This window comes from Thalassoglobus polymorphus (genome assembly GCF_007744255.1).
In the GTDB taxonomy this organism is placed as follows: domain Bacteria; phylum Planctomycetota; class Planctomycetia; order Planctomycetales; family Planctomycetaceae; genus Thalassoglobus; species Thalassoglobus polymorphus.
The window spans coordinates 1,314,704-1,335,609 of record NZ_CP036267.1 but is presented as its reverse complement, the minus strand read 5'-3'; the positions used below and the strand labels follow the sequence as shown (position 1 = coordinate 1,335,609).

The following is a 20,906-nucleotide window of genomic DNA, read 5'->3' as shown; positions in this document are numbered from 1 at the left end:
AAACGACTCTTCCAGAGTTCTTAGGAGTGGTTAAGGTTTCTGGGTTATATCGCTTTCAGGCTCTGTGCGATTTCTAATCGCAACGCCTTGAAAGCAGGTGGGATTGCACCGATCACTCCCAGTAGTAATCCGGTTCCAGACCCAATCAGTATGGCGACGCTGTCGACTCGGAGAGTGAAAGCTCCCATTGTGAATCTGACAGCGAGCCCATTCAGCCAAAACGTGGCAATCAGTCCCGCAATCAAAGCGGCTGAAGTCGACAGTAAGACGGCTTCCTGAATCAAACTTAGCAGCACCGCTCGTCGACGGAACCCGATTGCCTGAAGCGTTGCAAGCTCGCGAACTCGACCTGCAACAGCTCCATACATCATGTTCAAGCCTGCAAAAACTCCTGCTCCAGCGACAAGCGCAACAACGAGCCAGGCAAGTTGCAGAACGGGTTTGTAATGACGTTGTAAAGATGCGAAGTATTCTGTTTCCGAAAGAGACTGGAGTTCCAGATCTCTCCGCTCTTTACAGAACAGATTAACGATTGCTGGTGAAGTTTCTGGCCCTAACAACATTGCAACCAGGCTGATGTCCTGACGCTTGAGTGTTTGTTGTAAATCGGGAAGTCGGCACCAAATTTCTGATTCAAACGCAGAACTACCCGCTGCAAATCGACCACTGACAATCCAGTCTCGGTTTTCAAACCGAACCGTCTCGCCCAGTTTCAATTTGTGGGACTTCCAACCAAGCTTAGCCGGGGCAAGTTTCCCGACCAGAATTTCCCCCGCTTGTGGCCAGTCTCCTTCAATGATTCGGACCTGTCGGCGCACCAGTGGAGCGGTTGTCGTCACACCGCGAATGAGCCCGAGTGATTCGCTCTGATCGGTTTCAGATCTGACACGAGTCCCAAGGTAAAGCTCGGAGGAAATACAGGGTTTGCCTCCTCTCGTTGAAATGCCCTGGATGCTCGCGGCAAGTAAATCTCCTGTTTGTGCCGGGATCGCTGAGTTTTCGATATTCGATTCGGCTCCCATTGAATAAACGAGTACGACATCTTCGTCACCGCTCACCGCGAGTGAGGTTTCCAGTCCTCGAATGAATCCGACAACTATAAAGACCAACAGAATCACAACTGTTAACGCAGCGAGCGTCAACAGGCTGCGTGTCGGCCTGCGAATTAAATTTCGGACACCGTATTCCCACGGTAGCGTTTTGAGATGGAACATTTCAGCGAAGCTTTATCAGTTGATCCGAAAGTCTGAGTCATGTCTCACAACCCCTGAGAAGAGGCTTAGAGCATCTTTCAAATTGGTTTGCAGGGTCCGCCGCGTGGCGAACAGCATTTTTACTAGAACCAGTCCGAAAACCTCTGGAGCAGCCGCTTTCCTCAACGTTTGAGAAAGCAATTTCAAGTTTTAGGATCAGTTCTAGAGAAATGCGTTCTTCACGGCCACACGGTAGTGCAACCTACTCTAATGAGAGTCATTTCATTCCCGAACAGGGACTCAGCTCAAGTGATACTCGTATGCAATTCGGAAGAGATCGACAGATCGCGAACCGGCGAAGGTAACACGACCACGGTGAGTTTTGCGCAGCACGACAGAGCATTTCGACAGTGAAACGAGTTCCGATTGATCACGGTTCGAATTTGCTCGATGCCTGACAGCAGAGCGGCTTTAGATGATCAACGACGCAACGTGGAGACGGATCTCCTGGCCATCTTCGCAGAGGGGATGGTCCGGAATTTCATAGAAGTTGAGAGAATCGACCATTTCCATCAAGGAATCGTCAACAAGAGTTGTAGACGCGATCTGTGCAGCGATCCCCGAAAGAGTCAGGTCAAGTTCAAAAGAATCTTCCTGAGGCTGAATTCCACCTTTACAAAGACACTGACAAGCACAGTCTTCAACCGGTACTTCGCTCTCCTCGCTGTGACTCAGATGCTCATCTTCAGGTGATGATGGAGACTGCTTTGTGCAACATGAGCAGGCAGAAGCAATCCCCGAGGGAGACAGTTTTTCACCATCTTGAGACTGTACAACACTCCCCGGAACATCCCCTAAACAACGAAAAGGGCATGCCAAGAGCGAGTAGGTCAACAGAATTGCCATGAAAAAATTCATACTTTCAGCCTACTTCTCCTACTGCCACGAGTCAAGGTAATTCTCTCGCCCCCGTTTTCAGGGGGGGCTCCCGAACGTTGGCTGAACGCTGGCTGAACGTTGATGACACGCTTGGCAAACTTTGCGTGTTGTGAGGAATTTCCTGATTCAACGGGAGATGCCCAAGTTGCATCAGCCGGAACGTCGAACAAATGAGAAGAAGTGTTGTATTCGGGATAAGCGATCAAAATGCTTGATCGCGTATTTCGCCCCACACAACAATCCCTCCCCAACGCATGGATGCAATGGTGCTCAGTCGTCAATTTGTCTCTGCCATGATGACTTTCTTTCTGGCTGTCCAGATTGCCGTGCCATGTCATTGGTGTTCTCCAGCGCATCAGCACTGCTCACGAAAAGATGACTCCGCTGCGTCTCGATGTTGTCATGACAGCCTGATAGAGGAGGTTCATTCCCACTCATTTGGCAGTACGAGACAGCATGATGGACGAAGCTCAAAAGAGTGTCCGTTTTGTGATCAGATCGCCGACGCCACAACTGCACTCCATGCAAACAGGACTCGTGCCGAACCCAATCTTAAAGCAAGCACTTGTGCTGATCGCATCTCAATACTCGAAGTAACACCAGTTAGTTCACTTTTCAAAATTGATACTGAAATTTTCTCAAAGAGCAGGAGCAGGCAACTCGGGATGAGGATTCAGGTCTAACGAGAGACGAGAGGCAAGAGACCAGCGAGTCTCTTGCAATTCGCAGCCGACCTAATCCATTCATTTTTTCATTCCATTTTCTGTAGGTATCGTGATGAAAACCAATCTCTTCGCTCGCCGTTTGCTGGCCCTCGGACTTGTTCCAATGCTGGGCGTTGGATGTGCGTCAGCACGTTCGCACGTCTCTCTTCCAGTCAAAAAAACGAGCCCCACCAATCCTGTCGTCGCTGTGGAGCAAGGGACTCCATACGGTGAAACGGTGGCTGCAAAGGAACAAACTCAGCTTCCGGGCCGGCCTTCAGTTGACGCACCCGATTCAAAAAATGAAATCCAGGTTGTCAATTTTCAGCCAGAAATCGCCGTCGAGAATCAAGCACTTTCTGAGCCGGCAAAGCTCCCACCCGTTCCAGATGAGCAGACGATCTCATCGGCTGAACCAGGGATGACGCTGCAGGCTCTGGAAGATCTCGCCATGCAAAACAACCCTGCGATTCAACAAGCGAATGCAGCCGCCAGCAAGGCTTCCGGCGTTCATTATCAAGTGGGACTCAAGCCAAACCCTTCGATCGGGTATTTCGGCGAAGAAATCGGCAACGAAGGAGCCGGTGGATTACAGGGGGCATATGTCTCTCAAACATTCGTTCGTGGCGACAAACTGGCCTGGAACCGACAAGTGATTGGGCATGACGTTGAATCGATGCGCTGGCAAGTCGAAACTCAAAGACAACGTGTCCGGACAGACATTCAGGTTCAGTTTTATCAAGCCTTAGCTGCCCAGAAACGATTAGAACTTGCCCGCGACTTCCGTGAAATTATGGAAAGAGGTGTTCAGGTCTCGAAGGAACGTGTCGAGGCACAAGTTGGAACCCGTCCAGATGTCCTGCAAAGCGAAATTCAGTTGAATGAAGTTGAGCTGGTGATTCAACGAGCAGAGTTTCAGTACGAAGCTGCCTGGAAAAAACTGGTCGCCCTTGTTGGAGTTTCCGACTTGCCACCACGCGTACTGATCGGTGAATTTCAAACAACACAAGATTCGCGTGATGCGGAAATGATCTATAACGAAATTGTCGCCCAAAGCCCCCTGCTCTCCGTTGCGTATGCCCGCGTACAACGGACCCAGGCCAACCTGCAGCGACAGAACGTGCAGGCGATTCCGAACGTCAATGCACAATTTGGAGTAGGACGCGACGATGGAACCGGAGACACTTTCGCGAACATTCAGCTGAGTCTGCCGATTCCATTCAACAACCAAAACGAAGGCAACATCTCTGCAGCTCATGCGGAATACTGCGAAGCGACTCAAAATGTGCAGCGCATCAAGATGCAGATTCGACAAAACCTTGCGGACGCCATGCGTGAATACCAGATCGCAAAATCCAAGGTGACTCGATATGAAACTGCGATTCTCCCGAAGGCGCAAGAAACGTTAGAACTTGTTCAGGAAGCTCAAGAAGCTGGCGAGTTTGACTTTCTCAGAGTATTGACCGCTCGTCGAACCTACTTCGATACGAACTTGAATTATGTCACGAGTTTGAGCGACCTGTCGACAGCCGATGCACGCATTTCAGGACTTCTCCTAACTGGTGGACTCAGTAATGTTGCCACTTATGATGGTGACGACAGCTTACGTGACCAGGCATTAAACGGGCAGTAAGCGGGCAGTAAAATCACGTCGAGCAACAATCGCCTGACCTGACAGAACGTTGTGATCAAAATGGTGCGTGACGACATCAATCTGATCCCAAAGAGAGGTTCAAAAGACAAACGCATCATTTCTTGCAGATGCTACTAAGTCGTTTCTCAAGAATACGATACGTGAGCTTCTAAAACTGGGAATTGGTCGTGGCACGGAACTTGCCATTTCACCCGCTTGTCGTTTCGCTCTAGACTTCTCTGGCGAAAACCGATAATTACTTTGCCGCTGCTGAAACATTCCTGTACTATAGTTAATGACCTAACAAAAGCGTGTCATAAAATCATGTTCCGTTTACTCTGCATCCATTCGGCCACCATTACAGTCATGTTTCATGCACTGTTTGGATGCTGCTTGCACCATACGCATGGTCATGCAGCACATGGTCACTTTGCAGAAATCTTTCACTCCTCAGATCAGCCTGAAGAAGTGATTGACGAGCACTCTCACTCACATCGCTGCAAAAGCGATGTCTCCCCGCAGAGCGTAAAAATCGCTCACTGCGAGCAACACGAGTCAGAGAAGAACGAACAAGAACATGACGACCACGCCCCTTGTGGCGAAGTCGACTGCCAGTTTGTTTCGACGCCACGAACAGATGATGTCACACTGCCAGATCCACTCTCACTGGACGCAGCACTGGGTGGAATGCCTCCTTTTCAGATTGCTCTCTCTCCTCTGCAATCGGGCAACCAATTTAAGAAACCCGCTGATCACCCGTTTGAGACTCAGTCCCTGCACCTCTTTAAGCAGGTTTGGCAGCTTTAAGTGAGCCTCCGGGAACTTGATCACTGATGTGTCGCACTTCTTGCGCACTCAGGCAACCACTTCGTCACAATTTTCCTGACGAATCGTTGCTGTCATTGATCACTCTTCTTTGCCCGGATTCAACACGTTTGCAGTTCAGAACGTAGCGCCATTGCGTGCGCACGAACCTGTCTGGACTGGTCTTTCAAGCACTGTAAGAACCGCTTGCAAGACTTGTGGATTCGCTCTGAGTGAATCGGATATCGAAAGCTTTTTCAGCCTTTGATCGAGCTCAACATCACTTCTGCTGTTTCAATATTACTCCTGTGATCAGGACTTTATACGATGAAAAATCGCATCCCCAAATTGCCCCTGAAATGGATCTGGACGTCCATGGTGGTCGTCGTCTTTATTGTGGGAGCAGCCACCATTGAGCGCTGGTTACCCGCGACACAAAACTGGGTGACACGAACGATCACGCTCTTTCGGGATGGTGGTTCCGATGGGCATGGGGAAGATGCTCATGGAGCAGACGATCCGCATGCAGGCCATGACCATGCAGCCCATGCGGGGCACAATGAAGCAACATCGTTAGAGCTGTCAGCTCAGGCGCGGCGAAACGTTGGCCTGACCGACGATCAAATCCGCCCGATCAAACTCGAAACATTTCGCAAGTCGATTACAGTCCCGGCTCTGATCGTCGAGCAACCGGGCCGAACACGAGTACAAATTGCCACGCCCATGACAGGTGTGATCATGCATGTTCACGCTCTTGAAGGTGAAGCGGTGAAGCCGGGTTCGCTCTTGTTTCAAATTCGACTGACTCATGAAGATCTCGTCCAGGCACAAACGGAATTCCTGCGGACACTCGGCGAACTGGATGTTGAAGAGCGTGAAATCAAACGCCTCACCGATGTGACCCGCAGTGGAGCTGTCGCAGGAAAAGTGTTGTTAGAGCGCGAATACGCAAAGGACAAACTTTCAGCACTCTTGAACGCTCAACGAGAATCGCTGCGGCTACATGGACTCTCTGAGGAGCAAGTTGATCAAATCGCAAACAAACGACGCCTGCTCAGAGAGCTACAAATCTTTGCTCCTTCAGTGGATGGTCATACCGAAAATGAATTGAAGTTGACGGAGTCACCGATTCACCCTGTTTCGTTCACTCAAGATGGGGTTCTGGCAACGGAAGCACGCGAGAAGCATACTGGCCCGTTGATCCTTCAGGACTTGAAGGTTCATAAAGGACAGGCTGTCCAGTCGGGTGAAACACTCGGAATTTTAACCGACTACGATGAACTCTTCGTCGAAGGACTCGCCTTCGAACAAGACATTGCGAGCTTACGCAGGGCGTCCGAACAGGGTTGGAAAGTCGATGCAATTTTCCAGCAACCAGGTGCGGGTGTCAAAGTGCTTGAAGGGTTGGAGATCGCGTATCTTGCGAATCATGTTGAAACAAACTCGCGCACACTGAACTTTTATGTCCGGTTACCCAACGAAGTTGTGAAAGATAATCATGCTGTCATAAACCGATACGTGGAATGGAAATACATACCCGGTCAAAGACTTCAACTGCGAGTTCCGATTGAAGAATGGCAAGATCAAATTGTCTTGCCAGTTGAGGCCCTCGCTCGTGAGGGGGCTGAATACTTTGTCTTCCAACAGAACGGGGATCACTTCGACCGGGTTCCCGTTCACGTGAAGTATAAAGATCAATTCTCCGCCGTCATCGCGAGCGATGGCTCACTCTTTCCGGGGGATGTTGTCGCCCGGGTCGGAGCACATCAATTGCAGATGGCTCTCAAGAATAAGTCAGGCGGTGGAGTCGATCCTCATGCCGGTCATAACCACTAGAGCAGTTTGCGATTTCCGTTTCGGTGAAGATTTGTGCTCTTGTGATGAGCCGCTTATTTCCACAAAACAGCACGCAATTCCGCCTTAAAAACTTCCAGGACGCACCGGCAAAGTCATTGATGGCATGAGGAAACAACGATGTTAAACGCAGTAATTCGATTTGCACTTCGACAGCGAATGCTGGTGATTGCTTCGGCTCTGTTTCTTGTTGGATACGGAACCTGGCAGTCGCTTCAGGCCCCGATTGATGTATTTCCAAACTTGAACAGACCGCGCGTCGTCGTGATGACAGAAGTGCCCGGAATGGCCCCTGAAGAGGTCGAGACGCTCGTCACCTTCCCGCTGGAAACAGCTCTGAACGGTGCAAACGGTGTCGAAGCAGTCCGCAGTTCTTCGGGAGTTGGGATTTCCGTTGTTTATGTTGAGTTCGATTGGGGAACCAATATTTACAATGATCGTCAGATCGTCAATGAACGAATTCAACTCGTTCAAGAAAACATGCCCGAAGGAGTCAAGCCGACTCTTGCACCGATCTCTTCGATCATGGGGCAGATCATTATGCTCGGCATGTGGAGCGAAGACGAACAAACCGATTCGCTGGAAATGCGGACAATTGCCGACTGGGTAGTCCGGCAAAGGCTTCTCACAATTCCCGGTGTCTCGCAAGTCTTCACAATGGGCGGCGGCCGAAAGCAGTTCCAGGTTCTTGTCGACCCCGATGCCATGCTCACTTATGGCGTCTCGCTGCAGGATGTCAAACAAGCAGTGATGAGCAGTAACGAGAACGCAACCGGAGGCTACCTTGACGAGCAAGGTCCGAATGAACTTCTCGTGCGTGCATTGGGGCGCGTCCAGTCGATTGAGGATCTGCAAAAAGTCGTCGTCAAAGTACGCGACTCAAAGCCCATCGCACTGGCTCAAATCGCTCGCGTCATTGAAGGACCGCAAGTGAAACGCGGGGACAGTTCGGCCTTCCTGCTTAACGAAGATGGAACATTCACCGGCGGCCCCGCTGTGGTGCTCACTGTCAATAAGCAACCGAACGCAGATACGCGAGAAGTGACCGATTTAGTTATGGAAGCCATCGCAGAACTTCAACCGTCTCTTCCGGCGGACTTGCAAATCCGTCCGTTCTATTCACAAAAGTCATTTATTGATCGGGCCATCGAGAATGTGGTTGAAGCTCTTCGCGATGGAGGAATTCTCGTTGTCGTCATCCTGTTTTTGTTCTTGATGAACTTCCGCACGACGTTCATCACACTCACAGCGATCCCGCTTTCCTTGCTCAGTACTGTCATCGTTTTCCATCTTCTTGGACTCTCAATCAATACGATGACGCTCGGCGGGTTGGCGGTCGCGATTGGGGAACTGGTTGATGATTCGATTGTCGATGTTGAAAATATTTTCCGGCGACTCAAAGAAAACCGACAGAAAAAAGCCCCGCTCAATCCGTTATTGGTTGTTTTTCGGGCGAGTGTTGAGGTTCGTAACTCCATCGTTTTCGGCACGATGATTGTGATTCTCGTCTTCATCCCTCTGTTTGCCCTGTCGGGAATGGAAGGTCGACTGTTCACTCCGTTGGGGATTGCTTACATCGTTTCGATTCTCTCTTCGCTTGTCGTTTCTCTGACAGTCACCCCAGTACTCGCGTACTGGTTGCTGGGACATCAAACATCAACTGAAGAAGAGAAGGATGGTTTCTTACTGCGAGTTCTCAAGTGGGGCGGGGATAAGATCATTCGGTTCAGCTTGCACTGTCCTCGCTTGATTCTGACAGCCACACTTTCAGCTGTCGCAATCGCAGGTCTGTTTATCGTGAACCTGGAAAAAGATTTCCTCCCACCGTTCAATGAAGGAGTAATTCAGCTGAATGTTGTTCTCCCTCCGGGAACATCACTGGAGACATCGAATCAGATCAATCGTGAAGTTGAACAGCGACTGCTGGAGATTGAGGATGTCGAGCAATTCGTACGGAGAACCGGCCGAGCCGAACTCGATGAGCACGCGGAAGGTGTCAATACGAGCGAATACATCATCGACTTAGATCTTGAATCTCCGAGAAATCGGGAAGAGCAACTCGAAGAAATCCGAGAAGCGATGGCCGATGTTCCGGGGATCGTCACAGCGGTCGAGCAGCCTCTGGCACACCTCATCTCGCATATGCTGTCAGGTGTAAAGGCTCAAATTGGAATTAAAATCTACGGGGATGACCTCGATGTTCTGCGACGCAAAGCGGATGAAATGAAGTCGGTGATGTCTTCTGTTCCAGGTGTTGAAGACCTCATGGTTGAGCCTCAGGTGATCATTCCGCAGATGAGAATCGAACTTGACCGAGACAAATTGCTGCTGTACGGGCTGACGGTTTCCGAAGTCAACGACTTCATTGAAACTGCGATGAACGGGCAGGTCGTATCTGAAGTCCTGTTGGGACAACGGACATTTGATTTACTGCTTCGTCTTGATGAAGATTATCGCGAGAACCTGGAACACCTCAAACGACTGACGATTGAACTTAAAGATGGGGGGAAAGTTCCACTCGAAAGTGTTGCCAATATTTACGAGTCCGGCGGTCCGAATACTGTCAATCGTGAAAATGTCCGACGTCGAATTATCCTGCAGTGCAACGTTTCCGAACGAGGAGTTGTCGACGTCGTCGAAGACATCAAGGCGAAAGTTCAGCCGGTTGTGAACTCACTCCCAACAGGCTACTTCGTGGAGTACAGCGGACAATTTGAATCCCAACAATCAGCCACTCGAATCATCGGAGCTTTGTTTGCCGTATCTCTGATCGGCGTTTTTCTGGTCCTGTTCACGATGTTCCGGTCAGTGAACTTGTCACTGCAGGTGATGGCGGCGTTACCGATGGCGTTCATTGGCTCGGTCGCTGCGCTAGTCATCACTGGTCAAACTCTCACCGTGGCAGCCATGGTTGGCTTCATCTCGCTGGCTGGAATTGCATCCAGAAACGGAATCTTGCTTCTGAATCACTACCTGCACCTGGTGAAGTTCGAAGGTGAAGACTGGAGCAAGTCGATGATCATCCGCGCCGGACTGGAACGATTGGCTCCCGTCCTGATGACGGCACTGACGTCGGGAATTGGGCTGGTTCCTTTGGTGCTTGCTTCAGGTGAGCCGGGGAAAGAGATCTTGTACCCGGTCGCAACTGTCATTCTTGGTGGATTGATCAGTTCCACTCTCCTCGACTTTTTCGTTCACCCAGCTTTGTTCTGGCTGTTCGGTTTAAAAGAGGCTCAACGAGTTGTCACAGAAGCGCAAACCGAAATCCCGCTGAACGAAGAACATGAAGAAGTCGAAACAGGTCGAACGCTTGGAACTCACACTTTGGAGCCTGTTTGATGCAGATAGAAATTTAGAACCAGTCCGGAAACTTGTGGAATGATGACTTTTCTCAGTGTTTGAGAGCACAAGTTCAGGTTTCAGGTTTAGTTCTAAGACAACTTACGCGAACACCAGTTTTGACAAATGCTATCGGTGCTTTATGAGTCGCTAAAACACCAAGTTCTTTATTGACTCACACAGAATGACTCACACAGACAACAGTCACAACATTAAAGGATTCTAAACATGAAACGTTTTCACCACCTCAGCCTCTCTCTTGCACTCATCACGGCAGTTTCAATGACCGGGTGTGGCAAGTCTCAACCTTCATCCAATGAGACCATGACGACCGGCCCTCAAGCGACGGGTGAAGATGGACATGAAGACCATCATCACCCTACCGAAGGGCCACATCATGGTTCCCTCATTGAACTCGGAGCGGAAGAGTACCACGGGGAAATGGTACACGACGAGAAGGCGGAGACAGTCACAATTTACGTCCTCGACAGTGCCGCAAAGGCTGCCGTCCCGATTGACGCGACGGAAATCACAATCAACGTAAAGCATGGCGAGAAGGGCGCGCAGTTCAAACTGGCTGCCCAACCCGATGAAGGTGATCCAGAAGGGAAGTCCTCACGTTTTGTCTCTTCAGACAAGAAACTGGGAGAGGATCTCCACGATGAACAAACCGAAGCAACCTTGGTGCTTTCGATCGGAGGCAAGTCATATCGCGGAAAAATTGCCCACGATCATGACCACGAACACGATCACGCACATTAAAAAACACTCACACAAAAATCACTGTGTGTCGCACCTGTAAAGATCCTCGCGTGGCGTCTCACATGAAAGTGTGAACACGATTCGCATGTCTCTTCCTCCGGCTCTCTGCTCTCAAGGCATCACGGGAATAGAGGCATGCGAACTCTTTCCTCACCAATCGTCGCTGCGTGTTAACCGACGGGTTGCAGCGGCGCCTTGGCGGCGATAAATGACTCGGTTCGGTCGTCGTCAGAGAAGTTGACGGTCACAGTTCTTCGACCACCGTACCCGCTCAGTTCGGTAACCACTCCGATTCCATAACGCGGATGCCGGACGCGCATTCCAATTCCGAACCCTGTCGGAATTTCAGCAGCTGTCTTCTCCCCATTGAGCAAAGCTGCCCCCGTCATCAGCTTCGGCATTGCAGGAATATCGGCAAGTTTCGAAACATCATGAGTTGGCTGCCTCCACTGTTCGTCGTTTATGAAACCATCGGTTCCGAACTCAAGGCGTTCACACTCGAGTTCACGTAAGAACGGACTTTGAATCGTCGGAACGTTACGACCGTGCATGGAGCGAATTCGAGATTCGGTCAAGAATAATCGTTTTTCGGCACGTGTGATGCCGACGAATAGCAGGCGTCGTTCTTCTTCGATTTCACGCCGGTCTCCCTCTTTCAACGCTCGCTCATGGGGAATCAGCCCTTCCTCAACCCCCACAATAAACGCCACGGGAAACTCAAGCCCTTTAGCGGCATGCAGTGTCATTAATGTTACTTGCCCATTTTTGTCATCGATCCAGTCGGTATCGCTGACCAAAGCGGTTTGCTCAAGAAAGCCTTGTAAGCTTCGTTCATCTCCGATCGCTTCATCATACTGTCGAGCAGCCCCGACCAACTCTTCAACGTTCGCAAGCTTCTCTGTGTCGGCCTCATCGTACGAACCTTCCCACGCTGCGGTGTATCGCGTCTTCTCGACGACTCTCAGCAGGAGATCCGCAACCGATCCTGCATCTGCCAATGAGAAGCTTTCGATCATTTCGGCGAAGCGTTTGAATCCGAACACGGCTCGCTTCGAAAGTTTCGGAACCTCCCCTGCCCTGGCAGCTGCCTGAATAAGAGTGAGATTATTGATCGCAGCCCAACGCACGAGGCGGTTCTGTGAGGTTTTCCCAAGTCCGCGTAGCGGCTTGTTGACGATCCGCAGAAAAGCTGTGGCGTCTGCTGGATTTTCAACTAACCGCATATATGCAAGCAAGTCTTTGATTTCGGCTCGATCGTAGAAAGCGACACCGGCTGCCACTTGAACGGGAATTCGATTCCGCATCAGAGCCATTTCAATTTGTCTTGAGAGTGCATTGACCCGATAGAATATCGCGATCTGATTCCAGGCGTAACCTTCATTGTCGACGAGGTCTCGAATTTTGGTCGCGATTCCCTCCGCTTCTTCGCGGCTGTCAGGAAAACAGAGAAGTTGGACCGATTCCCCCTCTTCGTTATCGGTGATGAGGCTTTTTTGTTTGCGTTGCTGATTGTGATCAATCAAGGCGTCCGCAGACCGCAAGATCGATTGCGTGCTACGAAAGTTCTGTTCGAGACGAATCGTTTTCGCTGCCGGGAAGTCTCGTTCGAATCGAAGAATGTTTTCAATTCTCGCTCCGCGCCAACCGTAAATAGACTGATCCGGATCTCCCGTGACGCAAAGGTTTCCATGATGTTCCGCGAGAGCTGCCACGATTTGGTATTGAGAGAGATTTGTGTCCTGATATTCATCGACCAGAATGTACCGATACCGTTCTCCGAGCTGCTTCCGCAGTTCTGGATTCTCCGTCAGCAGTGTCGCTGTGTGCATCAGTAAGTCGTCGAAGTCGACGGCGTTCGATTCCAGCATCCGTTTCTGGTACGCCGGATAGACTTTTGCGACAACTGCTTGCCAATGATCTCCGATCGATTCCTCAAACCGTGTCGCGTACTGCTCGGGAGTAATGAGATCGTTCTTGGCGTTGCTGATTCGCCAGAGAACTTTGTTGGGTGCATAATGAACTGTGTCGTAGTCGAGATCATTCATCACCAAACGGATCATCTGCTTCTGATCCGTGCTGTCGAGAATCGAAAAGGTCGATTTGATTCCGACCACTTCTCCGTATTCTCGAAGAAGACGGGCACAGAAACGGTGAAAGGTGCTCACCCAAACCCTCACATCGGGAAGCAACTCACGAACACGCTCAGCCATCTCTTTAGAAGCTTTATTCGTAAATGTAATCGCCAGCAGGCTACGGGGAGAAATATTCGCGTTGGTCACCAGGTTTGAGATCCGTCGGGTGACGACGCGAGTCTTCCCTGAGCCAGGTCCAGCCACGATCAGGAGCGGACCGTCAACATGCTCAACGGCTGCTTTTTGTGAATCCGTCAGCCCGTCCGTGATTGAATCGTTCATATCAACTAAATCTATTTCGTTGGTGTTAGCAAGGTATTTCAGCGGTATACGAGCTTTGGGGAGATTCGTAAATTTTAATTCTTGGCTATTTTTCGAAAAAGACAAACAGTGCCATTGCAATGATTCGCGTGCGAACTAATATTAGTTATTGCTGCCGAGGTTGGCCCGCTTTCGGCAGCAACTCTTCCCGCAGCGGTTGGGACAGCCCGCCCAACCGCTGCCTTTTTTATGCGCTGAGTTTCGAGTTGTGCCGACCTCTCACATCGCAAGAGAGACAACGCATCAATGACGTGCCACTTTGCAGTCAAAGCTGCCGTCAGAGCGTAGGATCGGAACCAAAAGAACAAGGCCAAAAGAATCTCACCAACTTTGCTGTGAACTGTCGTTACGCAGTGAACTGTCTCTCTTCTCAACTGCCTTCTTTTTCTGCAACTTTCGCCTGATACTCTGCGATCCAGGATTCCGGGTCTTCGTCAAAGGCTGCTTTACATCCGCTGCAACAGACCCAGTAATTCTTACCCATATAGCTGACTTGGGAAGTTCCCAGCCCTCCAGAGATAATGCACTCCCGTTCTCCGTAGCTGGCGTCTGATTTGGCAAACGATGTCCCTTGCCGTTGCGTGGCGATGGTGTCGAACCGAATGAAGTTTGAGCCGGATTTGCGAGCCAACTCGACTAAATACCGATGGTTCTCCTGTTGATTGAACGTCACCTGCCAAGTATCGCGAGGCGAGGTTCCGTTCGTTTGTTCCAGTCGTAATTGATATTTGATGTGCATTTTTTGGTCGTCACCCTGAAACTCCTCAACCGGTTCGGCGAACGTCCCCTCAAACTCACGGACTTTCCCGTCGGGATCAGTCGTGGTGAGCGTGAATTTGTCCTCCTCGGTCAGGTAGGTCAAGCGTGCACTTTGAAAGTACGGGCTTTTCTCTGATTTCATCACCATGGCTGGCTGATCACGGTTTGTCTTGAAATCCCAAACCCATTCCGGTTCATCAAGGGCTTTGAAATCCCCGATATTTTTTTGAGTCGTCCCCCGCCAGCTGCCAAGCATGATCTGCACAGGCTTCATGATTTCTAATAGTTTGCGACGATTTTCATCCGCAGCGGTCGCTGATTTCGCAGCGTTCTTTGTGACGTCCGAGGTCGTTTTTTCCGTGGGAGAACCACTCAGCGAGATGCTCGGGAGTGGCGAATCATCTTGTGCTGCGGGCTGCATCGGTGAACTCACATCCACCGAAGGATCTTCCACTTTGGAGACAGGAGGCAGGGTCTCCTGATTCGCTGCCGCAGTTTCCTGCGGATTCGCCTCTGGTGCTGGGGCATCACTCTTTCCACAGCCAGAAAAGACAACAATCCCGAACAGACACATCGAATTCAAACTTACACGTAACATCTCTCGATCCTCTGAGGCAAAAGGTGTTCAAAATTATATCAGAGAGGCAGGCTCTTTCCCAACGGGGCCTCTCTGAATGCTGGTCATTAAGACAAGACCTCTGGAGCCTTGAGCAATTCTGAAGCATCAATCGAATTGATGTTCAGGTTCTGCCTCGTGTCGAACAGCAATTTTATTGATGAAACGCATTCTTCATGGGCAAATCGTTGAACAAACTGTTCTGAAGAAAAATCAGTAGCGTTTTTTTGACGACATGTCATTTGTGACGTAAATATATGCGGTGAAGAATGATTCATACGGGCTAAAATCTCGGATCGGGGTTGTGGTCCAATGCTTCTCATTCATCTGATTCGCGACTGCTCTCGCGATTACAGCAAAGAACCTATCCGATAACTTGGGCAATGATGAGGTTTCTCAACGTTTGAGAAGTCGAATCAGGGATTCGGATCAGCTTGAACGAACTGGGCACTTCGATGAAATTATCGCTTACGAATCGGTTCTTGAATACATTTCGACGCCAAGAGGCTCAAGTCGCTGACCCATTTCTTGTGACGGAGTTTGAATCTCAAAAACGTGAATTCGAGGTGCGAAAGCAGCATCTGAACCAACGCATCTTCGAAGTCGAGACAAAAGAGAAGTCGTTAAACGAGCTGATTGCGGAGCTTGGCACGCTTCAGGGGCGGCTCAATCAATCCTTCCAGGAACTTGCTACGGAAAAGTCCTATTTTGAACGACAATTTCTCGTTCAAAGGAAGCAGCTTCAGTTGTCGGAAGCAAGGCTTCAGAAACACGAACTCGATCTCCTCAGCCAAGCGTATCAGCTTGATCAAGAAGAGGAGGAGTTGCGTTTTCAAGCTCAACAATTCCACGAACAGCGATACGAATTAAAGATCGAGACACAACGACTTGAACAGCAGAAATTGGATCTTGAAGCTCGAAACCAAGACCTGATGACTGTTCAAGAAGGACTCGCTCGCGAATCGGAAGCGATCGAACAACAGCATGGCCAGGTCACGGAAGAACTCGAAAAAATCGCTGCTGCCCAAATGAAACTCGCGGCAGAAAGAGCGCAACTCAAGCAACGAACAGGCGATCAGCAAAGAAAACTGCTCGAACTTGAGAGTTGGGAAACAACTCTCAACATGTTTGCAGAAGAAGTTGCCCAAAAAGAAGAGTCGTCAAAGGAAAAGAGGGCGATCTTCGAAGCCGATCGGCTCAAAGTCCAATCGCAACTTGAGATCATTGAAGAACAGCAACAAAAACTCGCAGCGTGCGAAGTTGGCATCAACGAGAAACTAGAACAGATTACTCACCGCGAACAGCAGGTCCGTCGGGACATCGAGCATAATGAGCAAATCGTCAAGTTGCAGGCTGCACAGCAAGCACAGTTCGACGCTCAGCAAAAATCGATCGATGAAGCCATCCAGTCTCTGGAGGTTGCTCGATTGGCACTGGAACAAGATCGAAAATCTTTCGTCACAAAACAGACCGCTTTTCTCGAACGACGTCGACTCGCTGACTCGGAACACGCATCCCTTGCTGCATCCGAATCAGAACTCAAGCCAGAAACTGAGCCATTCACTCCTGAAGACTCTCCGGAATTGTCGTCAGTAACTCAACTAACTCCCGAAGGTGAAGAAAGCTGCGATGAGTTTGAGTCCCTTGCCGAGGATGCTCTCAATGAATCTCGCTCCAGTTCACCTGCGACGATGAAGGAAGTTGACCAAGAGCCTTCAGAGGGGCAACCTTCGAGCACGACCGTCGAGATCAAAGTCGCAACAGAACACGAATCTGTTTTCAATTCGGATGATGAAGTTCAGCGATACGCCGAGGAACTGATGGCCCGCTATCGAAGCGGCCCGGCTCCTAGCATCGTGCCTCAAAAGAAACCGGCAGCCGATTCGATACCGAAGTCATTCCCAGAGATGCCACTTGATTGGCCTGACGATGGAGTTTCAAAAGAAGAGCCCTCCCATCGGCAGAAGAAATCCTCCTCGGCGGACTTCCGGGCGTTACGCGAAGTTGCGGTCAATTCTGCGAGAGTCGATATCGCAAAATCGAATTTGAAGCATGAACGCCGAAACTTCCGGGTTGTTGCCGTGATCTCAGGATTCGGTTGCCTGGCGACAACCAGCGTCCTTGTCTTCGCTGAAGAGCTTTCGTCCCGCTCGCAATCAATCGTTTTGACACTCGGTTGCATCTCAGCGATTTACACCCTGAAGGCATTTTCACACCTCATGTCGATGCGCAAACTCAACGCCGCCTCAGCCGGTCGAAGCTCGTAGTCAATCGCAGCTCTCACATGATGCCTGGAACTCAGGCAATCACTGCGAATGATTCAACTTTGTGACGGACCGTCCTCGACTTCCGGATCTTCTTGCGGCCTGCGCCAGATCTTGATTGCCCAAATGGCACTCGCGATCCCCAAGACTGCACAAATCACAGCGATGCCGAGCAAGAAATGCTCAGTCAATTTTGCGAAGCGGATTTGATGCATTTCCCTTCCGCTCTTAAAATTGACTGCCATCTCTCCTCGGAGTATTCTCAATATAGATTGTTGAGAGATAACTAAGTATATCTGACTAATTGAGATATTGAATGGCAAAAAAGACTGCAAAGAAATCGCCAGCGCCGAAGAAAGCCGCCAAGAAGAAGGCGAAGCCTTCAACATCCAGCGCGCCGACTTACCCCCGTCACAGTTCGGAATCGGCACTACGAATCCCAAAGGCCATTCTCGATCAAAACGCTGGCAAACCCAGCAGTGATGCGCAGGCTGCCGAATTCCTTAACCTCAAATCTGCGAAGGGACCTTTCGCCGTTGAGATTAGCTCTGGGATTAAATACGGTTTTTTGAATCGGCCCTCTACCGGTATGCTGGAGGTTACTGAACTCGCCAAGCAGATTTTGCGGCCCAAGTCACCAAGCGACGTGGCCAATGGGTACCAGCAAGCAGTGCTGAACGCTCCGACAATCTCGGACGTGTACATGCATTACCGTGGTGAAAACCTCCCTGATCGACAGTTCTTTGACAACGCTCTCGAAGACACTTTCAAAATCCCTCGCGATAAGGTTTCAGAATTCAAGGATGTGTTTACGCAATGTTTGACGGTTGCGAAGCTTTCCGAACAACACGATGGCAGAGTCCGAATATTGCATTCGGCAGCCTCCGATGAAGAGGTCTCAGCCGATGGTGATCAAAGGATTGAAAAGATCAGTAAGGGTGCGGGAGTTAAATCAACAGACACCTGCTTTGTCATGATGCCTTTCGGCGATCCGATCGGGAAATACTATGATTCCGTATATAAGCCTGCAATTGAAAAGGCAGGCTTAATACCTATGCGAGCGGACGATGAGATTTTCGGTGCCGGCAAGATAATGGATCAAATTTGGCTTGGCATAAATAACGCCAAGATCTTAGTTGCCGAACTGACCGGTAAGAATCCGAATGTTTTTTACGAATTAGGCTTGGCTCACGCACTACAAAAACCTGTTGTCTTGATCTCATCCAACGAAAATGACGTCCCATTCGACCTGCGACACATCAGAGTAATTTACTACGATTGTAGCGATCCTTTCTGGGGCCAAAAGCTCATGGCAAAGGTTGCTGAAAACATCCTTTCCGCACTGAAAAATCCTGAAGAGGCCATGTTCGAACCCCTATCCCAAGACGTCACATAACAATGCCACCGGTTGCAATCTATTGCCTACTCTTCAAATCGTAGGCCGCAGGGCTCTTTGCGTAATGCACCGTATTAGGGACTATAGCAACTTGCTCTACCGTGTGCCCGTGAAGAACGCATTTCTCTAGAGCCAGTCCGAAAACCTCTGGAATAGCCGCTTTCCTCAACGTTTTGAGAGCAATTTCACGTTTCAGGACCAGTTCTAGTAAAAATGCTGTTCGCCACGAGGCAGAACCTGCAAACCAATTCGAAAGATGATCTAGCTGCTCAACTTCAGCGTTCACATATCCATGACAACTCGCTTTACCCGAGACCGATTCGCTCAGGGGTTTACAAATCATTCAGATCCAACCATTTGGATCGGTTCAGGTCCCCTTGGTCGTTACGACTCGCTCACTCACCCACCCTTCTCTGGCAGGCAACACCGACCGTTTTCAATTGAGTATCGCCCTGTTCCGTGTGACAAGCGGATCAGAAATCTTGACAATCGGGTCGGAAACTCTTGGAGAAACGCGTTTTCCCGAAGTTTGAGAGAGGGAAAGCAGATTCTTGGATCAGTTCTAAAATTTTCTGGCAATTTGCACCATTTACAAAATGGGGTTTGCGGAAAAGGGGGCGGGCGATAGACTTACGCTGTAAAGCGGGCTGATATTGATTGTTCGCATGGAAAAATGGGAAGGATTCCTGGATGTCTCGGCATGGATTTCGATTTGTACACGCGACCAATTTGCGCCTGGATGAACCGTTAATAGGAACGGGACCGCTCTCTGGTCCTGATCGGGAACTCGCTGAACAGGCGACGATTCTGGCTTGGGAAGGAGTCGTTGAGACCTGCCTGAGTTCTCAAGCGGAGTTCCTGCTGCTAACCGGGAATTGCTTCGACCACCGGACACAGAGCTTGCGAGCTCGAGTTTCTCTTGAACGTGGCTTCGAAAAACTGGACGCACATCATATTGATGTTTTTGTCGTCCCCGGTCATCTTGACCCCGCCTCGGCCTGGAAACGCTGGGTCCAAATGCCCCCGAATGTCACATTGATTGGCGATGAGCAACAGGAACCGGTAGCGGTGGTTCGGAATGGCTCTGTTCTCGCCTCATTATTAACCATTGCCACGGCGGAAACGGACGAAACCAACTGGACCGGCGCGGGACCAGTTGTTCTGGAACATCAGGCGGGAACGTATCACATCGGAATTCTTCCCGCAGGGACTCCGGTACGCTGGAAAAAAGATGGTCAGCCAGAAGCATTGAATCAACCGGGGGTGTCGTCGTCAGCTGCTTCACTTGCTCAAACAGCAATTGATCGGGGAATCGACTTGATCGCCTGCGGAGAAGGTCTCCCGTTCACACACCGCAAACGAAACAGCTTGATCCACGATCCGGGACCGGCGCAGTCATTATCGAAAAACGTCACCGGCTCTTGCGGTTGCAGCGTCATCGATGTCGATGCGGAGGGCGAGACGCGGATTGACGATATCGCCATCGCTCCGATTCGTTGGGAAGATATCACCCTAAGTATTGAGCGGCACACGAACTGGAATGATCTCGTCGAGCGGATGGCTCTGATGGTGATGGAGCGTGTTGCGGACAACGACGAACAACTCTGGGTGATGAACTGGCGTGTGAAAGGCGAAGGCAAACTCTTCGACTCACTCCGCGAGCGTGAGTCAGAGACCGAAATGTGGGACCTCCTTGAAGGAGAACTCGACGGAGAGACAGAAGTTCGCCGAATTCATCGACTCGAGCGAATGACGAAACAACTTCTCGAGCCAGAAAGTCTGGAAGAAGCAACAGGTTTACAAATTGATTTTGAAGAGATCCTGAAGGAAGAAGGGAGCAATCTGGTCGAGCTTGTACGGCATGAACTCCTGGAATCGGACTGGATCAAACGTGCCGACGCTGAACTCGTCAGAATGGCCATCGCACAGGCATCAAGGCGGAAAATTGAACGACAAGCTGAGGCAACAGCAGGACATTGGTTGCATTAAAGCACAGTACCGGAAACTTCTGTAATGCAGGATTTTCTCAGTATTCGAGAGGCGAAAATCAGGTTTTCGAGCCAGTTCCAGAAAACGCGAGCAATACTCCTGGATCGTTATTGTTCATAAAACGTTAATCATTGATTCAAGTGCAGTGAGAACAAGTAAGCATTCCAAAGAAACACGTTGATTCCCACACCTTGCGTGTGA

The 20,906-nt window shown here is 50.1% G+C and carries 13 protein-coding genes; 8 read left to right on the top strand and 5 right to left on the bottom strand.

What is annotated here, in order from left to right; all coding sequences use genetic code 11:
• Positions 1-44: 44 nt before the first annotated feature.
• Positions 45-1,214: an ABC transporter permease gene (locus Mal48_RS04925; protein ID WP_145196702.1), complete on the bottom strand. Its 1,170-nt coding sequence runs from the start codon at positions 1,212-1,214 to the stop codon at positions 45-47.
• A 450-nt stretch (positions 1,215-1,664) separates the two neighbouring features.
• Entirely contained in the window at positions 1,665-2,099 is a 435-nt protein-coding gene (locus Mal48_RS04920) for a hypothetical protein (protein ID WP_145196700.1), read from the bottom strand.
• A gap of 810 nt (positions 2,100-2,909) precedes the next feature.
• On the opposite strand from Mal48_RS04920, the gene Mal48_RS04915 reads away from it, so the two are divergent.
• The 5 genes from Mal48_RS04915 to Mal48_RS04895 all read left to right on the top strand — a co-directional run bounded on the left by Mal48_RS04915 (position 2,910) and on the right by Mal48_RS04895 (position 11,228).
• Complete coding sequence (locus tag Mal48_RS04915; protein ID WP_145196698.1) at positions 2,910-4,469, top strand: TolC family protein; 1,560 nt, start codon at positions 2,910-2,912, stop codon at positions 4,467-4,469.
• A 366-nt stretch (positions 4,470-4,835) separates the two neighbouring features.
• Positions 4,836-5,276 (top strand): hypothetical protein, encoded by a 441-nt coding sequence (locus Mal48_RS04910; RefSeq protein ID WP_145196696.1) that lies wholly within the window; start codon positions 4,836-4,838, stop codon positions 5,274-5,276.
• A 324-nt stretch (positions 5,277-5,600) separates the two neighbouring features.
• Positions 5,601-7,109 (top strand): efflux RND transporter periplasmic adaptor subunit, encoded by a 1,509-nt coding sequence (locus Mal48_RS04905; protein ID WP_197442062.1) that lies wholly within the window; start codon positions 5,601-5,603, stop codon positions 7,107-7,109.
• 138 nt (positions 7,110-7,247) lie between these two features.
• Positions 7,248-10,466: an efflux RND transporter permease subunit gene (locus tag Mal48_RS04900; protein ID WP_145196694.1), complete on the top strand. Its 3,219-nt coding sequence runs from the start codon at positions 7,248-7,250 to the stop codon at positions 10,464-10,466.
• A gap of 228 nt (positions 10,467-10,694) precedes the next feature.
• A complete protein-coding gene (locus Mal48_RS04895) occupies positions 10,695-11,228 on the top strand; it encodes a hypothetical protein (protein ID WP_197442061.1) in 534 nt (177 codons plus the stop codon).
• 170 nt (positions 11,229-11,398) lie between these two features.
• Here Mal48_RS04895 and Mal48_RS04890 read toward each other — a convergent pair whose 3' ends face one another.
• Both Mal48_RS04890 and Mal48_RS04885 read right to left on the bottom strand, forming a co-directional pair.
• Entirely contained in the window at positions 11,399-13,642 is a 2,244-nt protein-coding gene (locus Mal48_RS04890; RefSeq protein WP_145196692.1) for an ATP-dependent helicase, read from the bottom strand.
• Between the two features lie 409 nt (positions 13,643-14,051).
• On the bottom strand, positions 14,052-15,038 hold the full coding sequence (locus tag Mal48_RS04885; RefSeq protein WP_145196690.1) for a hypothetical protein: 987 nt from the start codon (positions 15,036-15,038) through the stop codon (positions 14,052-14,054).
• 473 nt (positions 15,039-15,511) lie between these two features.
• Between Mal48_RS04885 and Mal48_RS04880 the strand changes: the two genes are divergently transcribed.
• Positions 15,512-17,323: a coiled-coil domain-containing protein gene (locus Mal48_RS04880; RefSeq protein ID WP_145196688.1), complete on the top strand. Its 1,812-nt coding sequence runs from the start codon at positions 15,512-15,514 to the stop codon at positions 17,321-17,323.
• A gap of 53 nt (positions 17,324-17,376) precedes the next feature.
• On the opposite strand, the gene Mal48_RS23140 is transcribed toward Mal48_RS04880, so the two are convergent.
• Complete coding sequence (locus tag Mal48_RS23140) at positions 17,377-17,565, bottom strand: hypothetical protein (RefSeq protein ID WP_231739918.1); 189 nt, start codon at positions 17,563-17,565, stop codon at positions 17,377-17,379.
• A gap of 71 nt (positions 17,566-17,636) precedes the next feature.
• Here Mal48_RS23140 and Mal48_RS04875 point away from each other — a divergent pair, with 71 nt between their 5' ends.
• Positions 17,637-18,716 carry a TIR domain-containing protein gene (locus Mal48_RS04875; protein WP_145196686.1) on the top strand — a complete coding sequence of 360 codons (1,080 nt, stop codon included), beginning with the start codon at positions 17,637-17,639 and terminating at the stop codon, positions 18,714-18,716.
• A 690-nt stretch (positions 18,717-19,406) separates the two neighbouring features.
• Complete coding sequence (locus Mal48_RS04870) at positions 19,407-20,705, top strand: metallophosphoesterase family protein (RefSeq protein ID WP_145196684.1); 1,299 nt, start codon at positions 19,407-19,409, stop codon at positions 20,703-20,705.
• The last annotated feature ends 201 nt before the right edge of the window (positions 20,706-20,906 follow it).

Coding starts and splice junctions, on each gene's coding strand:
- Mal48_RS04875 (WP_145196686.1), top strand. CDS start 17,637: ATGGCAAAAAAGACTGCAAAGAAATCGCCAGCGCCGAAGAAAGCCGCC.
- Mal48_RS04910 (WP_145196696.1), top strand. CDS start 4,836: ATGTTTCATGCACTGTTTGGATGCTGCTTGCACCATACGCATGGTCAT.
- Mal48_RS04895 (WP_197442061.1), top strand. CDS start 10,695: ATGAAACGTTTTCACCACCTCAGCCTCTCTCTTGCACTCATCACGGCA.
- Mal48_RS04915 (WP_145196698.1), top strand. CDS start 2,910: ATGAAAACCAATCTCTTCGCTCGCCGTTTGCTGGCCCTCGGACTTGTT.
- Mal48_RS04870 (WP_145196684.1), top strand. CDS start 19,407: ATGTCTCGGCATGGATTTCGATTTGTACACGCGACCAATTTGCGCCTG.
- Mal48_RS04880 (WP_145196688.1), top strand. CDS start 15,512: ATGAAATTATCGCTTACGAATCGGTTCTTGAATACATTTCGACGCCAA.
- Mal48_RS04905 (WP_197442062.1), top strand. CDS start 5,601: ATGAAAAATCGCATCCCCAAATTGCCCCTGAAATGGATCTGGACGTCC.
- Mal48_RS04890 (WP_145196692.1), bottom strand. CDS start 13,642: ATGAACGATTCAATCACGGACGGGCTGACGGATTCACAAAAAGCAGCC.
- Mal48_RS04920 (WP_145196700.1), bottom strand. CDS start 2,099: ATGGCAATTCTGTTGACCTACTCGCTCTTGGCATGCCCTTTTCGTTGT.
- Mal48_RS23140 (WP_231739918.1), bottom strand. CDS start 17,565: ATGGCAGTCAATTTTAAGAGCGGAAGGGAAATGCATCAAATCCGCTTC.
- Mal48_RS04925 (WP_145196702.1), bottom strand. CDS start 1,214: ATGTTCCATCTCAAAACGCTACCGTGGGAATACGGTGTCCGAAATTTA.
- Mal48_RS04885 (WP_145196690.1), bottom strand. CDS start 15,038: ATGTTACGTGTAAGTTTGAATTCGATGTGTCTGTTCGGGATTGTTGTC.
- Mal48_RS04900 (WP_145196694.1), top strand. CDS start 7,248: ATGTTAAACGCAGTAATTCGATTTGCACTTCGACAGCGAATGCTGGTG.